Annotated in this window: 17 protein-coding genes; 9 read left to right on the top strand and 8 right to left on the bottom strand. The window is 59.3% G+C overall.

The window, feature by feature from the left end; all coding sequences use genetic code 11:
- The first annotated feature begins 17 nt into the window (after window positions 1-17).
- Together WDM86_08900 and WDM86_08895 are read left to right on the top strand one after the other, a co-directional pair.
- Window positions 18-263: a hypothetical protein gene (locus tag WDM86_08900; protein MEI9990143.1), complete on the top strand. Its 246-nt coding sequence runs from the start codon at window positions 18-20 to the stop codon at window positions 261-263.
- Window positions 245-727, top strand: a complete 483-nt coding sequence (locus tag WDM86_08895) for a GNAT family N-acetyltransferase (protein MEI9990142.1) — start codon at window positions 245-247, stop codon at window positions 725-727. Before WDM86_08900 ends, WDM86_08895 begins: the two co-directional genes overlap by 19 nt.
- Here the strand turns inward: WDM86_08895 and WDM86_08890 are convergent.
- Window positions 699-1,937, bottom strand: coding sequence for an FAD-dependent oxidoreductase (locus WDM86_08890; GenBank protein MEI9990141.1), 1,239 nt, complete (start codon window positions 1,935-1,937; stop codon window positions 699-701). The two genes, WDM86_08895 and WDM86_08890, sit on opposite strands and share 29 nt — an antisense overlap.
- Before the next feature lie 111 nt (window positions 1,938-2,048).
- On the opposite strand from WDM86_08890, the gene WDM86_08885 reads away from it, so the two are divergent.
- The 3 genes from WDM86_08885 to WDM86_08875 all read left to right on the top strand — a co-directional run bounded on the left by WDM86_08885 (window position 2,049) and on the right by WDM86_08875 (window position 6,465).
- A complete protein-coding gene (locus WDM86_08885; GenBank protein ID MEI9990140.1) occupies window positions 2,049-2,801 on the top strand; it encodes an aldolase/citrate lyase family protein in 753 nt (250 codons plus the stop codon).
- A gap of 314 nt (window positions 2,802-3,115) precedes the next feature.
- Window positions 3,116-5,188: a M13 family metallopeptidase gene (locus tag WDM86_08880; protein MEI9990139.1), complete on the top strand. Its 2,073-nt coding sequence runs from the start codon at window positions 3,116-3,118 to the stop codon at window positions 5,186-5,188.
- Window positions 5,189-5,532: 344 nt separating this feature from the next.
- On the top strand, window positions 5,533-6,465 hold the full coding sequence (locus WDM86_08875; GenBank protein MEI9990138.1) for a TMEM43 family protein: 933 nt from the start codon (window positions 5,533-5,535) through the stop codon (window positions 6,463-6,465).
- Window positions 6,466-6,795: 330 nt separating this feature from the next.
- Here the strand turns inward: WDM86_08875 and WDM86_08870 are convergent, their stop codons facing one another.
- Window positions 6,796-7,032, bottom strand: a complete 237-nt coding sequence (locus WDM86_08870) for a hypothetical protein (protein ID MEI9990137.1) — start codon at window positions 7,030-7,032, stop codon at window positions 6,796-6,798.
- 80 nt (window positions 7,033-7,112) lie between these two features.
- Window positions 7,113-7,418 (bottom strand): hypothetical protein, encoded by a 306-nt coding sequence (locus WDM86_08865; GenBank protein ID MEI9990136.1) that lies wholly within the window; start codon window positions 7,416-7,418, stop codon window positions 7,113-7,115.
- A 275-nt stretch (window positions 7,419-7,693) separates the two neighbouring features.
- Between WDM86_08865 and WDM86_08860 the strand changes: the two genes are divergently transcribed.
- Both WDM86_08860 and WDM86_08855 read left to right on the top strand, forming a co-directional pair.
- Window positions 7,694-9,082 carry an SIR2 family protein gene (locus WDM86_08860; protein ID MEI9990135.1) on the top strand — a complete coding sequence of 463 codons (1,389 nt, stop codon included), beginning with the start codon at window positions 7,694-7,696 and terminating at the stop codon, window positions 9,080-9,082.
- Window positions 9,083-9,104: 22 nt separating this feature from the next.
- Window positions 9,105-11,144 carry a DUF87 domain-containing protein gene (locus tag WDM86_08855; protein ID MEI9990134.1) on the top strand — a complete coding sequence of 680 codons (2,040 nt, stop codon included), beginning with the start codon at window positions 9,105-9,107 and terminating at the stop codon, window positions 11,142-11,144.
- Between the two features lie 89 nt (window positions 11,145-11,233).
- Here WDM86_08855 and WDM86_08850 read toward each other — a convergent pair whose 3' ends face one another.
- From WDM86_08850 to WDM86_08830, 5 genes are all read right to left on the bottom strand, one after another.
- Window positions 11,234-13,576 (bottom strand): DEAD/DEAH box helicase family protein, encoded by a 2,343-nt coding sequence (locus WDM86_08850; protein ID MEI9990133.1) that lies wholly within the window; start codon window positions 13,574-13,576, stop codon window positions 11,234-11,236.
- A complete protein-coding gene (locus tag WDM86_08845) occupies window positions 13,573-15,570 on the bottom strand; it encodes a restriction endonuclease subunit S (protein MEI9990132.1) in 1,998 nt (665 codons plus the stop codon). The genes WDM86_08850 and WDM86_08845 overlap by 4 nt, the downstream gene beginning before the upstream one ends.
- Entirely contained in the window at window positions 15,567-17,021 is a 1,455-nt protein-coding gene (locus tag WDM86_08840) for an N-6 DNA methylase (GenBank protein MEI9990131.1), read from the bottom strand. Before WDM86_08840 ends, WDM86_08845 begins: the two co-directional genes overlap by 4 nt.
- 168 nt (window positions 17,022-17,189) lie before the next feature.
- A complete protein-coding gene (locus tag WDM86_08835) occupies window positions 17,190-18,152 on the bottom strand; it encodes a nucleotidyl transferase AbiEii/AbiGii toxin family protein (GenBank protein ID MEI9990130.1) in 963 nt (320 codons plus the stop codon).
- Entirely contained in the window at window positions 18,142-18,738 is a 597-nt protein-coding gene (locus WDM86_08830; GenBank protein MEI9990129.1) for a hypothetical protein, read from the bottom strand. The genes WDM86_08835 and WDM86_08830 overlap by 11 nt, the downstream gene beginning before the upstream one ends.
- Before the next feature lie 821 nt (window positions 18,739-19,559).
- Between WDM86_08830 and mobQ the strand changes: the two genes are divergently transcribed.
- Together mobQ and WDM86_08820 are read left to right on the top strand one after the other, a co-directional pair.
- Window positions 19,560-20,534, top strand: a complete 975-nt coding sequence (gene mobQ, locus WDM86_08825) for a MobQ family relaxase (GenBank protein MEI9990128.1) — start codon at window positions 19,560-19,562, stop codon at window positions 20,532-20,534.
- Entirely contained in the window at window positions 20,524-21,006 is a 483-nt protein-coding gene (locus WDM86_08820; protein MEI9990127.1) for a hypothetical protein, read from the top strand. Before mobQ ends, WDM86_08820 begins: the two co-directional genes overlap by 11 nt.
- The last annotated feature ends 11 nt before the right edge of the window (window positions 21,007-21,017 follow it).

Below are 21,017 nucleotides of genomic sequence, written 5' to 3'. Positions count from 1 at the left end.
TAAACGGGGAGACAATAATGGCAAATCGGGAGCTATTGAAGAATTGGGTATTTGATGCCGTCAAAGCGCTTGGCGGAGAAGCACAGGTCAAGGATGTCGCTCGGCATATTTGGGAAAATCACGAAGCCGAGTTGAGAAAGTCTGGTGACCTCTTTTATACTTGGCAGTACGATATGCGGTGGGCTGCGCAGCATTTGCGGAGAGATAAGCGCTTTGCGCCGATGCCAGGAAGGTCCAATCGCAAGTGGGCTCTAGCGGTCTAAATCGTCCGATCTGCTCATCGTTCACGCTTTCGATCCGCATCGCGCGCGACGCGGCCGAGATCGACGAAGCCGCCGAACTCTATGTCCGCAGCGGGCGGGCGGCGTTCACCTGGCGGCCGGACAACCATTTCCGCGTCGAGGACTTCCGGATGTTCGCGCTGGACGAAGAAGTCTGGCTGGCGCGGATCGGCGAGGCGCTGGTCGGCATCCTGTCGATCTACCGCGACGAGAATTTCGTGCATTGCCTCTATGTCGATCCCGACGCGCAGCGCCTGGGCGTCGGCCGGGCGCTGGTCGATCACGTCCGCCGCGTCGTCGGCGCGCCGTTGACGCTGAAACTCGACGTCCCCAACCGCAAGGCGATCGCGTTCTACGAGGCGACGGGCTGGGAGCGCATGACGGGCCTCGACGACCAGGGCGTCGACGACGCCGGCATCACCTGGGCGCGCTATCGGCTGGCGTGACCGGCTTGGTCTTCACATGCTCCGGCCGCACGCCAAGGCCGATGAAGCGCGCCGGCCATTGCCGAAGCCATGTCCAGCGGTCGAGCACATAGAGCGGCCAGGGCGGCCTCGGCGTCACCTGGCTGCGGATGGTCCGCGCCAGCACGGTGTTCTGCACAATCACCTGGAAGCGCTGCACCACGCGGGTCGGCCATTCGCGGCGCTGCTGCACCCGGCGCAGCTCGGACAGACGCGGCCGTCGCGTCGCCAGAATGGACGCCAGCGCGTTGGCCGTCGCCACCGCGTCCTGGATCGCCAGGTTGATGCCGATGCCGCCGATCGGGCTCATCGCGTGCGCCGCGTCGCCGATGCACAACAGGCCCGGCCGCGCCCAGCGCGTCAGCCGGTCGACGGTTACCGTTAACAGGCTCACATCGTCGAAGCTCTTGATCGATTCGACGCGGTCACGCGCGAAGCCGGCCGCCGTGCGCAGCCGCGCGAGGAACGCCGAAAGGCCTTCCTTCTTCAACTCGGCTAGCCCGCCCTTGGGGATGAGCAGGGCGCATTGCCAATACTCGCCGCGATAAAGCATCACGAACAGATTGCCGCCGACGAAGCGCCCGACCGGCTGTTTCGGATCGTCCGGCGCGGTGGGAAGCCGAAGCCACAGCACGTCGAACGGCGCGCCGAGGTCGCGCACCTTCAGGCCAGCCTTCTCGCGCACCTTCGATCGGCGTCCATCGGCGCCGATCACGAGCCGCGCCAGCACGTCGCCGGTTCCTTCCGGCGTCTTCACCCGCACGCCGACGATGCGCCGGCGCCGGGTGAGCAATTCGACGACTTCCGCCTCCATCGTGAGATGGAAATTGGGATAGCGCGACGCCTCGGCGGCGAGGAAATCGAGAAAATCCCATTGCGGCATCAGCGCGACGAACTTCGCCCGTGTCGGCAGGCGCGCCATGTCGGCGACCTTGAAGCTCTCCTTGCCGATCTCGGCGGTGATCTCGGTCACCTCCTGGTGCGGCTTGGCGAGGAATTTCTCCAGCAGCCCGAGCTCGTCCATGATCTGCAGGGTCGAGGGATGCACCGTGTCGCCGCGGAAATCGCGCAGGAAGTCCTTATGCTTTTCCAGCACCCAGACATCGACGCCGGCGCGCGCCAGCAACAGGCCGCACATCATGCCCGCCGGGCCGCCGCCGGCGATCACGCAATGAGTCGCGAGCTTGTCCACGCACCGACGCTAGGTGGACGGCGCGCGCTGCTCAAGCGCCCCCAACGCGCCGCATCGCCAAGACGAAAACCCTGCGCTAGGTTCGCCGCGCACCGCCGGAGGTTCCATCGCATGCGCGCCAACCGATTGCGTGAAGCCTGGGCCGAGGGGCGCGCCGCGACCAATTGCTGGCTCAGCCTGAACGGATCGGTCGGCGCCGAGATTCTCAGCCATCAGGGCTGGGACAGCCTCACCGTCGACATGCAGCACGGCCAGGCCGATTTCGCCGGCATGGTCGCGATGCTCACTGCGGTCTCCACCACCGACACGGTGCCGCTGGTGCGGGTGCCGTGGAACAACCCGGGCGACGTGAACCGCGCCCTCGACGCCGGTGCCTATGGCGTCATCTGCCCCAACATCGACACGCCGGACCAGTGCGAACGCTTCGTCTCCGCCTGCCGCTATGCGCCCAGGGGAACGCGCAGCGTCGGGCCCAAGCGCGCCGTGCTCTATGGCGGCGCCGATTATCTCGCCAGGGCCAACGAGACCATCCTCACCATGGCACAGATCGAATCCGCCAAGGCGCTGATCAACGTCAAGGCCATCGCGGCGGTGGAGGAACTCGATGTCCTGTTCGTCGGCCCGTCCGATCTCGGCCTGTCGCTGGGGCGCGAGCCCAAGGCGGACCAGACCGATCCCATCGTCGTCCAGGCGATCGACGACATCCTCGGCGCCGCGAAATCGGCCGGCAAGCGCGCGGCGATCTATTGCAAGTCGGTGGACTATGCCAAGGCGATGATCGCCAAGGGCTTCGACCTCGTGGTCGTCACCTCGGACGAGGCGCTGCTATCGGCCGGCGCGGCCGTCGCGGCCCGGTTCCGCTAGGAGCGGCAATTTCTCCTCCCGTGTTGCCGGTGGGCCTCTTATCAAGCGGCCCGAATTCGCCTATATCTGGCGACGCAACAACTTTGAAAGGAGGTGATCCAGTGTCTCATTGTCATTACCTGCGGACGTCGAAGGCCGCGACCTGGATCCTCGCCTCTGGTGAGGTCCGCGCCGCGTAAGCGACGCCTGCGCGTGCCCTAGCGGACCGCAGTAAGACAATGGAAGGGCTGTCCGAACAGGGCAGCCCTTCTTTGTTTTCGGGGCCCGCGGACGTGATGCGGCGCCGGCGGCCTTTGTGCTAGGACCGGGGCGGCATGCGATACCCATCCATCGGAAACTTCGCGCGGCTTCGCTCCGTGCTCGTGGCGCTGGCGCTTGGCTGCGCCGCCGCGACGGCGGGGGTACCCGCCGTCGTCCATGGCGTGCAGCGCGCCGGCATGGACACCTCCATACGCCCCGGCGACGACTTCAACCTCTATGCCAACGGCAATTGGCTCAAGACCGCAAACATCCCGCCGGACCAGGCGGCCTGGGGTTCGTTCTCCACCCTGCGCGACAAGGCGGCCAGGCGCACCGCCGACCTGATCGAGGACATCGCCAGGGCCAAATCGCCGCCTGGCTCCGACGAACGCAAGATCGGCGATCTCTATGCGAGCTTCATGGACGAGGCCGCCATCGAGGCGAAGGGCCTCGCGCCGCTGAAGGCCAGGCTCGAAGCCATCGCCGCGATCGCGGACAAGGCGGAACTGGCCCATGCGCTGGGCCGTTCGGTGCGCGCCGATGTCGACGCGCTCAACAACACCAATTTCTACACCGAGAATATCTTCGGCCTGTGGGTCGCGCCCGGCTTCGAGGATCCCCATCGCTACCGGGCCTATCTGCTGCAGGGCGGATTGGGCCTGCCCGACCGCTCCTATTATGTCTCCACCGATCCGGGCGCGGCGCGCATCCTGTCGGCCTATGAGGCGCATATTGAGAAGCTATTCGCTCTGGCGGGCTTCGCCGATGGCGATGTCCGCGCCAAGGCGATCGTCGCGCTGGAGACGCGCCTGGCGCAGGCGCAAGCCTCGCGCGCCGACAGCGAAGACGTGCTGAAGGCCGCCAATGACTGGTCGCCCGCCGATTTCGCCGCCAAGGCGCCGGGCCTGGATTGGAGCGCGTTCCTGCAGGGCGCCGCGCTCGACGGCCAGGACCGGATCGTGGTCTGGCAGCCCAGCGTCATCCCCGGCGTCGCCGCCGCGGTGGCCGACATGCCGCTTGCCGTATGGAAGGACTATCTCGCCTTCCATCTTCTCAACCACTATGCGGCGGTCCTGCCCAGGGCCTTCGCCGACGCGCGCTTTGCCTTCTACGGCGCGACGCTCTCGGGCACGCCGCAGCAACCGGCGCGCTGGAAGCGCGCGGTGGGCCTGACCAACCAGTCGCTCGGCTGGGCGGTCGGCCGCCTCTATGTCGCCCGCTATTTTCCGCCGGCCTACAAGGCGCAGGCCCAGGCCATGGTCGACGCCATCAAGGCGGCCTTCGCCCGGCGCATCGACGCGCTCGATTGGATGAGCCCGGCCACCAAGGCGAAAGCGAAGGACAAGCTCGCCACGCTTTATGTCGGCATCGGCTATCCGGACCGGTGGATCTCCTATGCCGCGCTCGACATCGTGCGCGGCGACGCCTTTGGCAATATCGCGCGCGCCGAGGACTTCGAACGGCGCCGCGTCCTCGCGCTGATCGGAACGGCGGTCGATCGCACCACCTGGTGCATGACGCCGCAAACGGTGAACGCGGTGAACCTGCCCTTGCAGAACGCGCTCAACTTTCCCGCCGCGATCCTCGATCCGCCGTTCTTCGACGCCAAGGCCGATGCGGCGTTCAACTACGGCGCGATGGGCTCGATCATCGGCCACGAGATCAGCCACAGCTTCGACGACCAGGGCAGCCGGTTCGACGCCGACGGCAGGCTGACCGATTGGTGGACCAAGGCCGACTTCGCGCATTTCCACGACACCGCGCTCAAGCTCGCGGAGCAGTACGCGCAATACAGCCCGTTCCCCGGCCAGTTCGTGAACGGCCGCCAGACGCTGAGCGAGAACATCGCCGATATCGCCGGGCTCTCCGCCGCGTTCGACGGCTGGCGCGCCGCGCTCGGTGGCCGCGCGGCACCGGTGATCGACGGGCTCAGCGGCGAGCAGCGCTTCTTCCTCGCCTATGCCCAGACGCGCCAGCAGGCGACGCGCGACGCGGCGCTGCGCCAGCAGCTCCTGACCGACGGCCACGCGCCGGCGATGTATCGCGCGCTGGCGGTGCGCAATATCGACGGCTGGTACGATGCGTTCCAAATTTTGCCAGACGAGAAATACTATCTCGCACCTGCGAACCGCGTGCGTGTGTGGTGATCGGTTCCGATTCCACATTAAATAAGGGCATAAGTTGATGCGTGCGCTTTGCGGCGCAGTGGCTTGCGCGCAGCGAGTAGGCTAGTTTCGCGTCCAGCGCACAGGGGGATACGCCATGCCGGATAGTTTCACCACGACATCGACGCAGGGATTCTTCTCGCGTCTGATGGGTTCCTTCGTCGGCATCCTGCTGGGTCCGATCCTGGTCATCGCCGCCATCGTCCTTCTGTCGTGGAACGAGGGGCGCGCGGTGCAGGCGATCCGCGGCCTGGCGGAAGCGTCGGGCGTGGTCGTGGAAGCCTCCGCCGACGCGGTGGCGCCGACCAATGAAGGCAAGCTCGTCCATGTCGTCGGCAAGGCGGAGGCCGCCGCGCCGATCGAGGACCTCCGATCTCAGCCTGAGCTTCGACAGCCAGGTCGCGGTGGACCGCACTGTCGAGATGTATGCCTGGAACGAGAAGAAGGAAGAAAAGACGCAGGACAACACCGGCGGCAGCCAGACCACCACGACGACCTACACCTACAACAAGGAGTGGACGGAATCGCCCGCCGATTCGAGCAGCTTCGCCCATCCCGAAGGGCACGAGAATCCGCAGCTGCCTTTCGCCTCGCATAAGTATTCGGCGAGCGACGCGCATCTCGGCGGCTTCACGCTGGACGAGACCACGGTCGGCATGATCGACGCGCCGACGGCGCTGACCCCCACCGCCCCGGATGGCTGGGCCGCGAGCGGCGGCAATCTCTACAAGGGCGCGAACCCGGCGACGCCGGCTGTCGGCGACGTGCGCGTGCATTACACGAGCATCCCGTCGGGCACGACGGTGTCGGTGCTGGCGGCGCAATCGCATAGCGGCTTCGCGCCCTATACGACGTCCAACGGCTACACCATCCATCTGGCGCGCGCCGGCAACGCGCAGGCCACCGAGATGATCAAGGCGCAGCAGCAGGCCGAGGCGTTCCTCACCTGGATCCTGCGCGCCGTCGGCTTTGTCGTCATGTTCATCGGCTTCGCGATGTTCTTCGGGCCGATCGCGACGCTGGCGGCGGTGCTGCCGTTCCTCGGCACGATCGTGCGCGGCGCGACGAGCTTCTTCGCCTTCGTTCTGACGATTCCCGTGGCGCTGGTGACGATCGCGTTCGCCTGGCTGGCTTTCCGCCCGCTGATCGGCGGCGGGATTCTCGTGCTGGCGGCGGTTCTGGGCTATCTGCTATGGCGCTGGCATCACAGCCGCAGCGCGCCGCACGTCGCGGCGGTTGCCGCCGCGGCGGCACATTAGCGGCGCGGCATAGGCGAGCGCCATGTTGGGTGGTGCGGGCGGCCGGACTTGAACCGGCACGGACCCTTCGGTCCTACGGATTTTAAGTCTGAATACGAAAACACTAAGCTATTGTTCTATATAGTAGTATTTGGCTTACCCTGAGCTAATGTGCTAGACGATGTGCTAAATTTTTTATGAAAAGCCCACCGGACTTGCTAGCACAGACTGACCACTAAACATCTGATTCTGCAAGGAGATTCGCGACTGGCTGGGGATAAGCAAGCGCAAACACCCAAGAAATCACGCAAAACCGGCCATTTTGAGTTCTAGAGCCGCTGGAGGCGGTGACTATCGACCAGCATCGGCGTCTTGCGCGCGCTTGTGTCCAACGACCGATAGGTCTTTCTGATCGATAATTCGACCGCACCGATTGCAGACGTAAAGGTCATTCCAGTCGCTTCCGATGTCGGGCTCCATCTCTTCGCCATCCGCATTGCAAGTGGCGAAGCCGTCAGTGTGCGGGGTATTAAAGCAGATGCAGACCCAAGCGCCTTCGTCCTCGTCTTCGTGTGTAATCTTTTCCATATCGCTTCTCCAAATGGTTTGGCAGAACAAATCGAAAGCGTCTACCGAAACCATGCGGCAAACGCTCCTTTCCCGTGCAGTTAGAGCAACGTCATCTGACGCGCTGCTTGCTCCTGCGCTCGCCACTCTGGCGTTGCGGCTTCCGCGTCGAGCCACGCGCGAACGTAACCGAGCGGCCCGCCCAACTCGGCGACCTCCGCCTCGCTTAGGAAGTGCGAGCGATAGCCGGTCTCGGTGATGGGTAGCTTTGATGTGCTTGGTTCCAGCACATGGATGGAAAGGTGGGTCAGACCTTCCATGCCCGCATATCCGCGCTGACAGGACACGGAAAGGGTGATGCCCTGCCACTCCAGCATTTCGGTGGTAATGGGGTTTTCTGTTTTCATAACTAGCTCCTTCATGGTTTGCGCAATGCAAACCGAACTAGCCAAGCGGCAATGAGCGGGGTTAAGCCGTCACAGACCGCAGAGCGTGAAATGGTGCGGGCCGGAGCGAAGCGACTACCCGGTCACGATCTGCGCTCGCCTTGGTCTTGACGGCGAGGGGACGCAGCCCCCAAAGCCTTATTTTGCTGGAATGCCTTCGCTTGCCGAGGCCTTGTTTGAAGCATCATCAGCTTTTGCTGTGCCAAATTAACGGGATTTGCTACTTGTAGTTCATAATGACAGAAAAAATCGACCCAGTTTCCCTGTATCGACTGCTTGGCCCTTCGGATGATGGCCAGGGCAGTGATTTGCTTGCGAGCATGAACGACAAGGATGCGCGTCAACGTCTTCAGGCGCTGATCGCGGAATGGCTGGGAATGGAAAACCTAGTCGTTCTGACAGGGTCTGGGTGTTCCGTTTCAACGGGCGGCCACACAATGGCGACACTCGAAAAAGCCGTTCTAGCTGTCGTCGAAGCTGCCGAGAAAGTACCTGCGTCAATCAAGGCACTCATCGAGGCTCGCAAGGCAGAACCGGCCGCAGGCCAAAACCCCAAAATTGGATTCGAGGCTTGGCTTTCGTATTTGGTCAACGCCCATGCCATCGCCGCGACCGAGGATGCTCCGTTCACCGGGATAACCTGGAAGTGTGATCCGAGTCCCTCCGCTGCCGATATGAAGTGGCTCATTGACCAATTGGGACGAGCCATCTTTGCAGAATGTGCATTGGTTCTTCCAGAGCCGGCGGCCGATGCCTCGACCAGTAACGGCATTGCCCCGCAATTGGCGTTTCTCGCCAAGCTGGTTGCGAGGGACAGCAATCTGGGGCGCGCGCATCTTTTCACACTGAATTATGACACCCTTTTCGAGCAAGCGTTGGAGCGACTCGGTATTCAGTATTTTGACGGATTTACCGGACGAGCGGGTGCGCGGTTCGATCCGTCCGTCTATGGATTGGACATCTACTATCCTGGCGAGGTCGCTGAAGGGCGGGTGCGAAGGTTCGATAAGTTCCTGCATTTCTATAAGCTGCATGGTTCAATCCATTGGTACATTGACGGCACCGAACTAAGAGCGCGCCATCCTGATTTATCTCCTCTGGCTGCGGGCTATCACGGTGCGACGCCGGAAACGAAAGCGGCCAAGCTGAAGGAATTGAAAGGGCAGGTTCCCCCGATAGGGATATTGCCTACGGCGAACAAATTTGCGCAGACCTTGACCATGCCGTTCGCCCATCTGCTGCGCTCATTTCAGATCAGGCTCAGCGCGCCTCAGACATTTCTCTTGGTACTTGGATACGGATTCGGCGACGATCATGTGACACGGCTTATCGAAACAGCACTGATGAATCCTTCGCTAGTGATGCTCGTAGTCGAGCCTGACGCGACCAGCGAAACGATCAAGCGGATTCAGAGCTACAAGGATCTCGGCAAACGTGCATTCGTCCTGACACCAACGGAAGCCGCTTTCGCTGCGTCAAAGTTCAGCAATGCCACCTTTGACGATTTTGCCCGCGCTATCATGCCGGATGTTCAGTGGCTAAACGATTTCCTGCGGCTGCGTAAGTTCGAGAAGCAAATACATGCATCCCGAATGAAGGCTCCTGAAGACAACAGCGATGGATAATCCTCGGGTCATAGGCCACATAGTGTCCGTCCAGGGATTCCGGGTTAAAGTCGAGCTGCTACCGGAGACTAAATCTGCACTGCGGGCGACGTTGGACGGCGTGCAAACAGCCGTAGCCATCAACGCCTACCTGACCTTTTCGATTGGCGCCGGGCAGTTGGCCATTGGCATCATTACCGATCTCGAATCGCGAGAAGCCTACGATCCATCGAACGGAGATGAACTCACGCTCGAACTGATGAAGCCTCGGCGCACGGCCAATGTGCAGTTGCTCGGAACTATTGAACAAGGCGAACCGCGCGGACAATTTAGTCCCGCGATCACCATTCTGCCGACCCTAGACACTCCGGCGGAAATAGGAGCGCCGGATATTCTCAAAGCGATATTCGAGACTCCACCACGGCGGAACCGTCCGGAAGGTTTTGACGGCGAAGACTACGATTGCGACCTCCGGATAGGCTGCCCCACCGGTCAGCCGACCAGTACCGTGAGCGCTTCCTATAACGACTTACTGTCTCGCCCCTTGGCGATTGTTGGCAATACCGGTTCGGGTAAATCCTATTCCGTCTCCAGCCTCATCCAGAAGGCCATGACCGCATTGGGTGCAGCAGGAAACGAGCCCCATGTTTTCATTCTCGATATAAACGGGGAGTACAGTCAGGCTTTTGCCGGTGGCGCTCCGCCGGAAGAGCGCAAGCCTGATCGCATCTATCTGAATGGCGCGGAATTCGGGATTCCGCTCTGGTTTTTGAATGCCGCAGAAGTGTGTGCCTGGCTGAGTGCGTCCGAACAAACGCAAGAACCTGTGTTGAAAGATTGGTGGGCGCTAGCCAAAGCGCAATCAGAAAATCCGGCAGTGGCAAACGATGCCAACTCACTGCGCCACGCCATAACAAAGGCTCAAGGCATTCTTCTGGCGCTCGATGCAAATCGACCGAAAAAGAAAGCCTGCCTTTTGCAATACAAGATTATTGAAAGTTACATCGGCCATCGCGAGTTTGCGGCTATAGTGAGTCTGCGAACCGCGCTCGAACCTCACAAAGCGCAACTGAATGCGACGGGAAACGGCATTGATTGGGACCCACCTATCAACGAAGCAGAGATTAGGGCGGCCACGGAATCACTCATCGAAGAAATTAAGGCGCTCATCGTTGGGGAACTGGTCGTAGCAACATTGAGCGCCACGACGGCGGATAGCCCCCGCTACATATCGAAAGACAAACTGGTTGATCCGACACTGCTCGACAGCGCCACGGCACCGGAGGATGTCGCTCGGATTGACGCCCACCTAACGACGCTCAAGCTCCGGCTAAAAACTCGCCTCGATGACCCTCGATGGAAGTCCTTTCTAAATTACGAGGACGCCGGGACGACCATCGACTCTCTTGCCTCTTGGATGGGAAAGCTCGGTCTAGGCAAGCAAGAAGGACCGCGTGTCGCCGTTCTCGATCTGTCGATGCTGAGCCATGAAGTCCTGCCTTATGCCTGTACTGTCATTGGTCGTATTCTCCTAGAAGCGCGGGAAAACCTGCCCGCCTCTCGTCGATACAAACACCCGTGGGTGTTGGTGCTAGAGGAAGCGCATAACTACGCGCGCCCACCTCGCTCAGATGAAGAAAGGGGGCAGACACTATCTCGTCTCGCATTCGAGCGAATTGCGAAAGAGGGCCGAAAGTTTGGCTTATCGCTGATAATCGCCAGCCAGCGACCAAGTGAAATCAGCCAAACCATCATTAGTCAGTGTGCGAACTTTGTCAGCCATCGGCTCCAGAACCCGGACGATATCGACCACTTTCGGAGGATAATTCCGATGCAGGCGCGCCGCCTGCTCGATCAGGTGACGATTTTGGCATCGGGTGAGGCAATCGTATTCGGCAGCGCTTTTCATGTGCCGACACGAGTTCAATTCGATCGCCCAGCACCTGGACCATTTAGCCAGACGGCGGCGCCCTACCATGAGTGGCGAACGGAGCCGAAGCCGTTTCCTCTAGCCGACGTCACAACTTCGTGGGGCGTGAATCCGAAGCCAAGCTCTCCACTCTCGACGCCGGAAACCGCCTAGACTCACGATAAACGCTGCTGCGCTTCGCACTCAGGCAATGCGTATATCTGTCGTTCAAGTATGTCCGCAGCGGTTTAGGCGTCGCACTTCTAAGCCACTTCTTGGTACAGATATTTCTGGAATCCCGCAAACACCCGCCCAATTTCGTCAGGCCTGCCCAGGTCAGCCACCGCGTCGGCAATGGAGTCGTGATATTTGAGGCGGAGCAGGGGCGTTAGCTTGTCCTGATCGAGTTCGCCCACGCCTTCGCTGACATAGTGCGAAAGCACGAAGTCGAGAAAGGCCTGCTGCTTGGTGTTGAAGCGATTGCTGATCGCCATCTTAGCCTTGGCGGCGCGATCTTCGCGGGTAAGCGGTTGCAAAGCGTAGGCGACATGCGCGAGTACATCAAAGAGATCACTTTTTTCGGCGTCGATGATTTTCTGCATCTCGGCCATCTGCTCCTTGCCGAAACCTTTCTCGGCGAGCCCCTGCAGGAGCTTCGACCGTGTGTCTGGGGCGCTCCATAAGGTGCGCAGCTCGGCTTCATCCTTGAAGAATTCGGGCAGCTTGCCAAAAAGCATTTCCATGAATTGCTGAGCGGACATGGGCGTCCCGTCGGGATGCCAGAACGTGGTGATCATCATGTGCTGAATGGTGCGGGCCTTGCCGTCCGCGAATTTGACTCTGATCTTCTGGGGACGGGGGCTGGGCTCGGGTTTTGCCTTCGGCGGCTCGGTTGGGTCAATCAGCGGAACAGCCGATCGCGGCTCCTTCGGCTCCGGCTCGATGGGCTCACCGTCCCATTCGGAATCGCTGAAGTGGTGGTACGCCTTCACAAAATCGTAGATCGTGAAGTAATCCTTGCCGTCATATAGTCGCGTGCCGCGTCCGATGATCTGCTTGAACTCGATCATCGAATTGATCGGCCGCATCAATATGATGTTGCGGATGTTGCGGGCGTCCACGCCGGTGGAGAGCTTTTGCGAGGTCGTGAGGATGGCCGGAATAGTCTTGTCGTTGTCCTGAAAATCTCGCAGGTGCTGGTCTCCGAGCGCGCCATCATTGGCTGTCACCCTCTGACAATAGTTCGGGTCCGTGCTGGTTTTCATCCGGTTGATGAGATCGCGGACAGCCAACGCATGATCTTGTGTCGCGCAGAAAACCAGAGTCTTTTCATTCTGGTTGATCTGCTCCATGAACAGCTTGACGCGATGCGCCTCTCGTTCGGGTATGACGATGATTCGATTAAACTCATTTTCGACGTATCGTTTGCCCGGGACGACCTCGCCTTCCACCACCGCGTCATCCGGCGTGTAGGTATAATCGTCTACCGTAGTCGCGAACTGTTTTACCTTAAACGGCGTAAGGAAGCCGTCGTTGATGCCCTCTTTTAGCGAATAGACATATACCGGCTCGCCGAAATATTTATAGGTATCCACATTGTCCTTGCGCTTCGGCGTGGCGGTGAGGCCAAGCTGCACGGCGGGTGCGAAATAGTCGAGGATGTCACGCCAATTGCTTTCGTCGTTTGCTCCGCCGCGATGGCACTCGTCAACGACGATGAAATCAAAAAAGTCCGGCGGATACTCACCGAAATAGGGCGATGGCTTTCCGTCTTTCAACGGTCCGCTCATGAATGTCTGAAAGATGGTGAAGAACAGGCTGGCGTTCGTCGGCACGCGACCCTTTTGGCGGATGTCCTCGGGCTTTACGCGCACCAAAGCGTTGTCTTCAAACGCTGCAAACGAAGTGAAATCGTTGTAGGCCTGCGTCGCGAGAGTGTTGCGATCGGCCAAAAACAAGATTCGAGGCCGCCGCGACGGCACGCCCGCCTTCCGCTCAATCAGATTCCAGCGTGCCGAAAAGAGCTTCCAGGCGATTTGAAATGCAATCGAAGTCTTGCCGGTGCCAGTGGCCAGCGTGAGGAGTATGCGATCTTCTTCTGCGGTGATAGCGTCTAACACCCGATTGACGGCAATCTCTTGATAAAACCGAATCGTCCAACTTCCGCTCTTGTCGGGAAATGGCACAGCAGCAAAGCGGTCGCGCCAAGCATTCTCTTTGGCGAACGAGCGGTTCCAAAGTTCGTCGGGGGTGGGATAGCGAAGCACCTCGCCTTCGGTCCCCTCCTGCATATCGATACCGTAGATGCCCTGGCCGTTGCTGGCGTAGGTAAAGCGGATAGCTAGCTTGCCCGCGTAGTTCTTCGCCTGTGCCACGCCCTCAGTCAGTTCTTCATCCCATGCCTTGGCCTCGAGGACGGCCAGCTTATGGTTGCGATACTCCAGCACGTAGTCAGCCGTAAGTGCTTTTCCACGCCGCCCATGCCCTTCGATACGGCCCAGCGTGATGGGATATTCACGCCGGATCCGGCTACCTTCAACCACGCCCCAGCCCGCCGCCTTCAGGGCGGGGTCAATGTATTCGGCCCGGGTCTCAGCTTCGTTCATGCACCAACTCGGTTGATTACTTTTTTCCCTCTTCCCACCGGAACGATATTTTTCTCCTTCATCCAGACTATGGCCTTGAAGAATTTGTCCCGAGGAATTCCCAACTTGTCGCTATGCCAATTCTCCCTAGCCTCGGAGACAATCGCCTCATCGGACACCTCTTGCCCGTCAAGCAACAAATTATTCCAAGCCGCGAACACGGTCGCAAAAATCTCTGCTTGTTGTGTTTGCATCGGCACCATTAATTCTATGAGTTCATCAACGGCATGGTTGGCACTACCCAAAGCATTGCGCGCCTTTTGTGTAAGTTGATCGAATCTATTCAGCTTCCGAAATGTGTAGCTCCTCGCAGCACTCTGCTTGAACGAAAAGTACCCTGCCTTCTCCGCTCTGTGTTCGACTTTTTTCAAATGTCTGTAATCATTTGGACCCGCCGCATCCTTCACTGGGGTTCGACCGCAGTCTATTCCCACATGGGTTTCGACCATGTGGGCAATCTTCTCCGCTTTGACATGCCCAAACGTATCTTGCCGTGAATGATCTTCGTGGTGCTGATAGGCGATAGCCAATATGCCTGCGTGCATATCTATGTGCGTTATGTTTGGCATTGTTTTTGGAAACGGAACAACGTTGGACTTGACAGTGTCCTTCGTCAGTTCCCCCGAAAAAGCTTGATGCAGCAGCGACTTCTTCAACGAATCCAGCGCGGCGAGCTTCTGGCGGTAGATGGATTGCAGACGTTGAGTTTCGACGTTCACGCCGTCGAGTCTCGCGACAATTCGTTTCTGCTCAGAAAGCGGCGGCAGAGGTATTGCAAGCCTTCGCAGATCAACTAGGTAGAGGTGTTTCAGTGCCGCGCCCTGCGGCACTATTTGGCTTTGCACGCATTGTGCGCGGAGCGCGTAAGCAAGATATGGTCCAAGCTCCTGCATCACCGGCTTTATCAACGCCACAGAAACAAAAATAGAAAATTCGACATCCGTCTCAATCAGCCGGACTACTCCAATAGTTCCGTCTTTGGTGATTAGGATGTCTCCTCTTTCTGGGTGCGTGCGTTTTATAAACTCTTGATGATCTTCTCGGGTGATATAATTCAGATCGTCAAAGGAAATGCCTGGACCTGCCGTTAGGTTCTTGACGGTTACAAATGGAATTCCCTTGGAAGCGTAACGCGGCTTCTTGTGGACGCCGTCGCTGATGGCAACGGTTAGGGATTCAAGCTGAGCCCACTTCCAGCTACTCGGAAGTTCAATTTGACTCTCTGCGTCAATTTCGGCGGGCTCTGTTTTTTCGGATTTCGCCCTACCTTGGATGATGGCAACGTTTCGAGTTTTTTCGATCTGGCTAACCAGGTCTTCAACGGAAGTGTCGCGAGAATTTTGCGCGATTAATTTTCCTTGAATAGCAATGTTTAGAGTGTTTTCAAAAAGCGCGTGGGCTCTTTGGAGGCTCTTTTCGGTATTGGTTTTGGCGGTTGCAATGCCGACAAGCGCTTTGTCGAGGATCTCAACAATCCGCTGTTGTTCCGCTGGTGGAGGGAGGGGAATGCTGAAGTCTTTGAACTTGTTAAGAGACACCCCGCCGATCAGTCCCGCCATTGCTCCCCGGAACTGCTTCCCAAAGTCGTCGCTTAAACAATAGTAGAAGACAAAGCGGCTGTTGTTGGGAGGTGTCGGACAGATTGCAAAGAGCTTGTTGCCAAAATAGACCTCCCTATTTGTAAGCGCGATCTTTCGGCCCGCACTTCCACCTTCCGCGCATACAAGCACGGTGTTGGCAGGGGCTAACTTAAAGCCATTTTGCTTCCCCCCCGGTATTCTTACTCCTGATTCATATTCGACCTCGTGATCGAAGCCGACGTCTTTTGTTCCGATATACGGTACGCCATGGTCCAGCCCAGCGAAGTTAGCTTTCTTCTCGCTCTCGCTGATGCTGTTGCCGTTGAAGACACGCCCTATCTCTCCAAAGGTAAGAAGATTCCACCCGGTTCTCATAGCAGCGCCCTGATACTTCCCAACACGTCTGCGCTCTCAATGTCTAACAATGCGATTTCGTCGATGATTTCCTGCGGCCTACGATGCGTGATTTCTTCGTCGCCGTTCGGGTTCTTTACCGAGAGATCGAAGGAGGCCCTATCAATGGTCTTTGTGTCCACGCACCAAGACTTTGGTGAGTCGGCGAAGTTCTTTTGCAGTTGGATAAACTCAGCAAGGTCGGCGTCATTGAGCGGATTGGTTTTGCCCAGACTGCGGCCGGGATCGAGTTGGTAAAACCAGATTTCGCGTGTGGGCGCGCCTTTCTCGAAGAACAACACGGCCGTCTCAACTCCCGCGCCCTGGAAGGTGCCTCGGGGGCAGTCAAGCACCGTGTGCAGATTACAGCTCTCCAGTAGCAATTTTCGCAAAGAAACCGAGGCATTATCGGTGTTGGAGAGAAACGTATTCTTAATAACGATGCCGCCGCGCCCTCCGGCCTTGAGCATCTTGATGAAGTGCTGAAGGAAGAGAAATGCGGTCTCGCCGGTTCGGATAGGAAAATTCTGCTGGACCTCCGGGCGCTCGTGACCGCCAAAGGGCGGATTGGCTAGCACCACGTCGAAGCGGTCCTTCTCCTGAATGTCCGCGAGATTTTCGGTGAGCGTATTGGTATGGATGATGTTCGGTGCGTCGATGCCGTGCAGGATCATGTTCATGATCGCGATGACGTAGGCGAGAGACTTCTTTTCCTTACCGTAGAAGGAACGTTCCTGAAGCGTCTTGGCTTCTTTCGTAGAGAGGTCGGACTTGGCCTTCATAAATTCGAACGATTCACAAAGGAACCCCGCCGAGCCGCATGCGCCATCATAGATGCGCTCGCCAATCTTGGGCTTGACGACCTGAATGATGGCGCGAATGAGAGGGCGCGGAGTGTAGTATTCGCCGCCGTTACGGCCGGCATTCCCCATGTTCTTGATTTTGGCTTCGTAAAGGTGTGACAGTTCATGCTTCTCTGTCTGCGAGCGGAAGCGCAACTCGTCGATGTGGTCTATGATCTCACGCAGATTGTAGCCGCTGGAAATCCTGTTTTTGATCTCACCAAAAATTTCACCGATCTTGTATTCAATAGTGTTCGGCCCGCTGGCCTTCTGCTTGAAACCTTGCAGGTAGGGAAAGAGCTTGTCGTTAACGAAGTCGCGCAGGTCGTCGCCAGTCACGGCCTTGTTGTGGTCGAGCTTGCCATCCTTACCTTTAGGAGCGGCCCAGCTTTCCCAGCGATAGGGTGCATCGAGGATAAAGGCATATTTCTTGCCGTCGAGCTTTGCTTCGTCGGCCTTGTCCAGTTCCAGTCCATCCAGATATTTGAGGAACAGGAGCCATGAGGTCTGCTCGGTGTAATCGAGTTCGGTGGTGCAACCGGCCTCTTTTCGGAGCACGTCATCGATGTTCCTGAAAGCTTGTTCAAACATTCTGACAGTGCCCCCCGCATTTTACTCGATGGCGCGTGTTGCACGCCCCAACGGACTTGAACGCTTCTATAGATGGCCTGCCTGCGTCTTTCGGGCAATTGATTTCTGCTGGCGCCCTATCATCGAAATCGAGCTGCTTATGGGGACTCCTGGTCCGTTGAGGCCTAATCAGAGACGCGGTGTGGCGGCGCTGATCGCAGCAAGGATTGCGGCGAAGGTGGGCTGGTCGCGATAATAGAGTGTGCGTGTCTCCGAATAGGCGGCTTCATAAGCCGCGCGCGTCTCGGCGTTGCTCAGCAGGAATGCGTCATTTTCAGCGATGACGGGATTATCACCTGAGCGAAACCGCTTTTTCTTGTGCGCCTTATACGCCCCCGTGCCGATGAAGGCCTGAACTTCTGGCCGCTGCAACAGGCAATAGACATCGTAGTAGTGGCGCATGAAATTGGCGGGGAATGCGCCGTCCGCCTGTTGCTTGCGAAACTTCGTCGAGATGGTCTGTAATTTCTCGACCAGCGTATAGCCGGGGTCGTAGCAGGCCACGGCCATCGCGCGATTGTCGATGATTTCGACGGTGGGCGCTGCATAGTCGTACGCCCATGAACTGATGTCTCGCGACTGGTTCGGCGTTACGTCGTCAAATCCGACTTCCAGCAAAACGCCATCCTTGAGGCCCGCGAGCGAGCCCATGGCGTTGCGGTAATTGAGGCGGATGCCACCACTGCGGTATTTTTCGTCATCGAAGGCTGTATCACGCGCGACGGTATCGATGCCATCGATGCGGATGGTGTCAGCCAGCCAGTCGTAGAAGGCCTTGCGGCTTGCCACCTGCGCTGGACTGCTCTGATTGACTCCGGTGGCTACGTTGCGGCCCTCGGGAGGTTCAATCCGAATATCGATGTCTTCGGAGAAGCGGTTGATGATTCCGAAGCCTTTGGAGAGGGACGTTCCACCCTTCAACTCGAACCGCATCTTCAACTGCTGCAAGCCATAGAGGCAGTGCATGATCCAGTAGTCTTTTTCCACCAGGGCCGGATCGATCGGCTTGCCGTCCGTGACGACAGGGTCGGCAGCAACGATGCGTATCAAGTCGGCAAAGTCGGCGCGATTATGGAGATAATCACGCGGCATGATGTGCCGTTGCGTCTGCGAGCAGGTGCGCGAAGAACTTCTTGGCGCGCACGGTCCCATAATCCCGCGCAACCCGCTGCAAGTGGGGGCCGTCGTAGGAGGCGGCTTTTGCCTTCACGCGCTCCAGCACCTGGTCTTGGTTCTCGGCGAGCCGGTCCAGATTGTTGACCAGATCGACCAGCAGAAACTCGGGGCTCAGCGTCTTGGGAAAGTCCGGCTTCACCCGGAATTCGAACGTGCGCCCGCCAAGCGCGAAGCGGCCATGCCGCTTGCGATTGTAGACCACGGTTTCGTTGTAGAGCTGGGTCGTACCCACCCCCAGGGCGTTGTACGCATTGGGCGAGGCCACCAAGAAGCGGTGGTCCTTCAGGAAGGTCTCGACCAGCTTGTTGTCCTCGGCAGGGGCGTCCCCAAAGACGGTCTTCTTAGGGCAATAGTAGACCCCGCCCGACAGCTTGGTGAGCGTTCCGTCTGCGAGCAACTGCTTGAGGTGCCGGTCAACGGCGTTCGACCATTTGGCCAAATCCTCGCGCCGATAGACCTGCCCAGGCCGCAGTTGCTTCTTGAGTTCGGCTAGCTTGCTCATGCCTGTAACATAGGGGAACCTTGCCAAAATTGCAAGCATTTTACTTGAGAATTCATGCAAAAAGCCTGAGACTAGCTCGGTCTGTCAATCACATTTCTGAAACGTGGAAATTCCCTAGTCCTATTCACCACACATCTTGCGGTGATTACGGCCTCTAATCGCCGCAAATTCTGCCGTAACTGTGCGGGGGTATCGGGGGTGCGCCTACCCCCGATCTGGGCATACGGGACAGGTCCCGTTCCGTCGAAGGCCAGCGCAGACGGAATGCTGCAAGGAATGGCTGTGAGGCCGGACACGAGTATCGGCTCGGTGGTACGTCGTGCCGATACCGGGTCCGGCCGGAACACTCGCTCCGATCTCCTAGCCAAAGGCTGCAAGGAGCCGCGCAACAGCGCGGGCGGGACGCGCCGGGTCGCCTGCCAGCAAGCGCCATCATGCGCACGAAGTGGAGCACCCGCAGGAGCCGCGAAGCGGCGGGACCGAGTGCGCCCGGCTGGCATCGCCCCTGTCGAAGTATGGCCAGTCTCGGGTGGCCTGAACCTGAGCGCGGGGTGCGGGGCAGCGCCGCCCCGCTCCGGCTGCAAGCCGGATCGGCCGGGTGAAACGGGGTGGCCCCAACCCCTCAACGCCCCGTTGCCGGGGTGTGGGCTCGATGCCTCACCCAGGCGAATAATTGCTCGCCAACTCAACCGAAGCGCGAGTCCTTCTTGGTGCCACATTGCGCAGCAATGTATAAGTGCACACATGTCTACTTTCCTTCCTTCAGCTTCGCTTCGGCAGGCGAGTTCTTGGGGAGTTCAGGGGCGTTGGCAATTTATCACTTGAGACTGAAACTGGTCTCACGCGCCCTTGGGCGGGCTGCCAAGCCGGGCGGCGCTACGCGCCGGTCGGTGGTGGCTGCCGCCGCCTATCGCTCCGGCGAGCGGCTCTATGACCGCTCCCAGGACAGGTGGTTCTCGTTCGACAAACCGGACGTGGTCTGGACCGAGATCATGGCCCCGGAACACGTTCCGGTGGCGGAATGGGTCTTCGACCGTGAGGCCCTTTGGAACATGGTCGAGAAGTCCGAAAAAAGGAAAGACGCCCAACTCGCCCGGGAGGTGGAAATCACCCTCCCGCGCGAGCTGACGCGCGATCAGCAGATCGCGCTGGTCCGCTCCTTCGTCAGGGAGCGGTTCGTCAGCCAGGGCATGGTGGCGGACGTGTCCATTCACGAGCCCATGGCTTCGGACGGGTCCAAGCAGCCCCACGCCCACTGCCTGCTGACCCTTCGGCGGCTGGACCCGGCCTCCGTGACCGGGTTCGCCGCCACCAAGGAGCGCGACTGGAACGAGCGCGAGGACGTGGCCCGTGCGGTCGCCGAGGCGCGCAAGCGGTTCAACGACACCGGCTTGCCGCAGGACAAGGCGGCGCTCGACGCCGCCGAGGCCCAGCGGAACGTGAATATCTGGCGGGCCGCATGGGCGGCAGAGGCCAATAAGAGCCTCGAGGCCGTCGGGGCCTCGGCGCGGATCGATCACCGCACGCTGGAGGCGCAGGGCATCACCCGGCCGCCTCAGCCGAGCCTCGGCCTCGTGCGGCATGTCGAGAAGGCATACGCATACCTGAAAGAGCGCCTAACGCAGTGGGTCGCGGTCAAGAAGCGGACCCAGCTCTATCGGGAGGTCGAGCAATACCAGTCCCGCGATCCGGTGAAGATCGCCGAACTCGTCTTGCGCCTGAGCGACATGGCGGAAGACTTCGCGGCGGGATTCCGACGACCAGCCCCCATACCGGAGGTGAACCTTGACCGATAACGAAGCCGACAAGGTGTTCGGCACTTCGGCGCGGCCGTCATTTGCGACCCGTGTCGGCAAGGAGCCGCCGGCCGCGCGCACCGAGCCAGGCGAAACCGCCGTTGGCACCGGTCCATACAAACCCTACGGATTCCTGCCCACCTCTACGGTCGGCGAGACATGCGACGTGCAGCGCTGGCTCGAAGATACCCAAATCGCCGAAGGCATCGAGTTTCAGTACCGGTTTCTGATGCAAATCGGCTACGTGGGTGAGGAGCAAATACGGCTCTTCCTGCCGGAATGCATCGTTGTGATCGAAGGCATGTACCTGCGCGACCTGCGCAAGAAGCTCGCGCGAAAGCAGGTCACCTTCATTCAGCAATTCTCATCGAAGGTATGGCCGACGATGCCGCCCAAGGGCGAGACCGTGGTTGAGAAAATTGAGATAGTGCGGCCCGAACCTAGGTCTGATAGCAGGCGCAACAGCGCTTAACATTGGCATGC

The organism is Rhizomicrobium sp. (assembly GCA_037200045.1).
GTDB lineage: Bacteria > Pseudomonadota > Alphaproteobacteria > Micropepsales > Micropepsaceae > Rhizomicrobium.
Note: the sequence above shows the minus strand (reverse complement) of the source record. Positions and strands in the feature narration are given on the sequence as shown.

Coding starts and splice junctions, on each gene's coding strand:
- WDM86_08845 (MEI9990132.1), bottom strand. CDS start 15,570: ATGAGAACCGGGTGGAATCTTCTTACCTTTGGAGAGATAGGGCGTGTC.
- WDM86_08900 (MEI9990143.1), top strand. CDS start 18: ATGGCAAATCGGGAGCTATTGAAGAATTGGGTATTTGATGCCGTCAAA.
- WDM86_08835 (MEI9990130.1), bottom strand. CDS start 18,152: ATGCCGCGTGATTATCTCCATAATCGCGCCGACTTTGCCGACTTGATA.
- WDM86_08880 (MEI9990139.1), top strand. CDS start 3,116: ATGCGATACCCATCCATCGGAAACTTCGCGCGGCTTCGCTCCGTGCTC.
- WDM86_08875 (MEI9990138.1), top strand. CDS start 5,533: ATGTCGTCGGCAAGGCGGAGGCCGCCGCGCCGATCGAGGACCTCCGAT.
- WDM86_08870 (MEI9990137.1), bottom strand. CDS start 7,032: ATGGAAAAGATTACACACGAAGACGAGGACGAAGGCGCTTGGGTCTGC.
- WDM86_08865 (MEI9990136.1), bottom strand. CDS start 7,418: ATGAAAACAGAAAACCCCATTACCACCGAAATGCTGGAGTGGCAGGGC.
- WDM86_08885 (MEI9990140.1), top strand. CDS start 2,049: ATGCGCGCCAACCGATTGCGTGAAGCCTGGGCCGAGGGGCGCGCCGCG.
- WDM86_08830 (MEI9990129.1), bottom strand. CDS start 18,738: ATGAGCAAGCTAGCCGAACTCAAGAAGCAACTGCGGCCTGGGCAGGTC.
- WDM86_08850 (MEI9990133.1), bottom strand. CDS start 13,576: ATGAACGAAGCTGAGACCCGGGCCGAATACATTGACCCCGCCCTGAAG.
- WDM86_08860 (MEI9990135.1), top strand. CDS start 7,694: ATGACAGAAAAAATCGACCCAGTTTCCCTGTATCGACTGCTTGGCCCT.
- WDM86_08840 (MEI9990131.1), bottom strand. CDS start 17,021: ATGTTTGAACAAGCTTTCAGGAACATCGATGACGTGCTCCGAAAAGAG.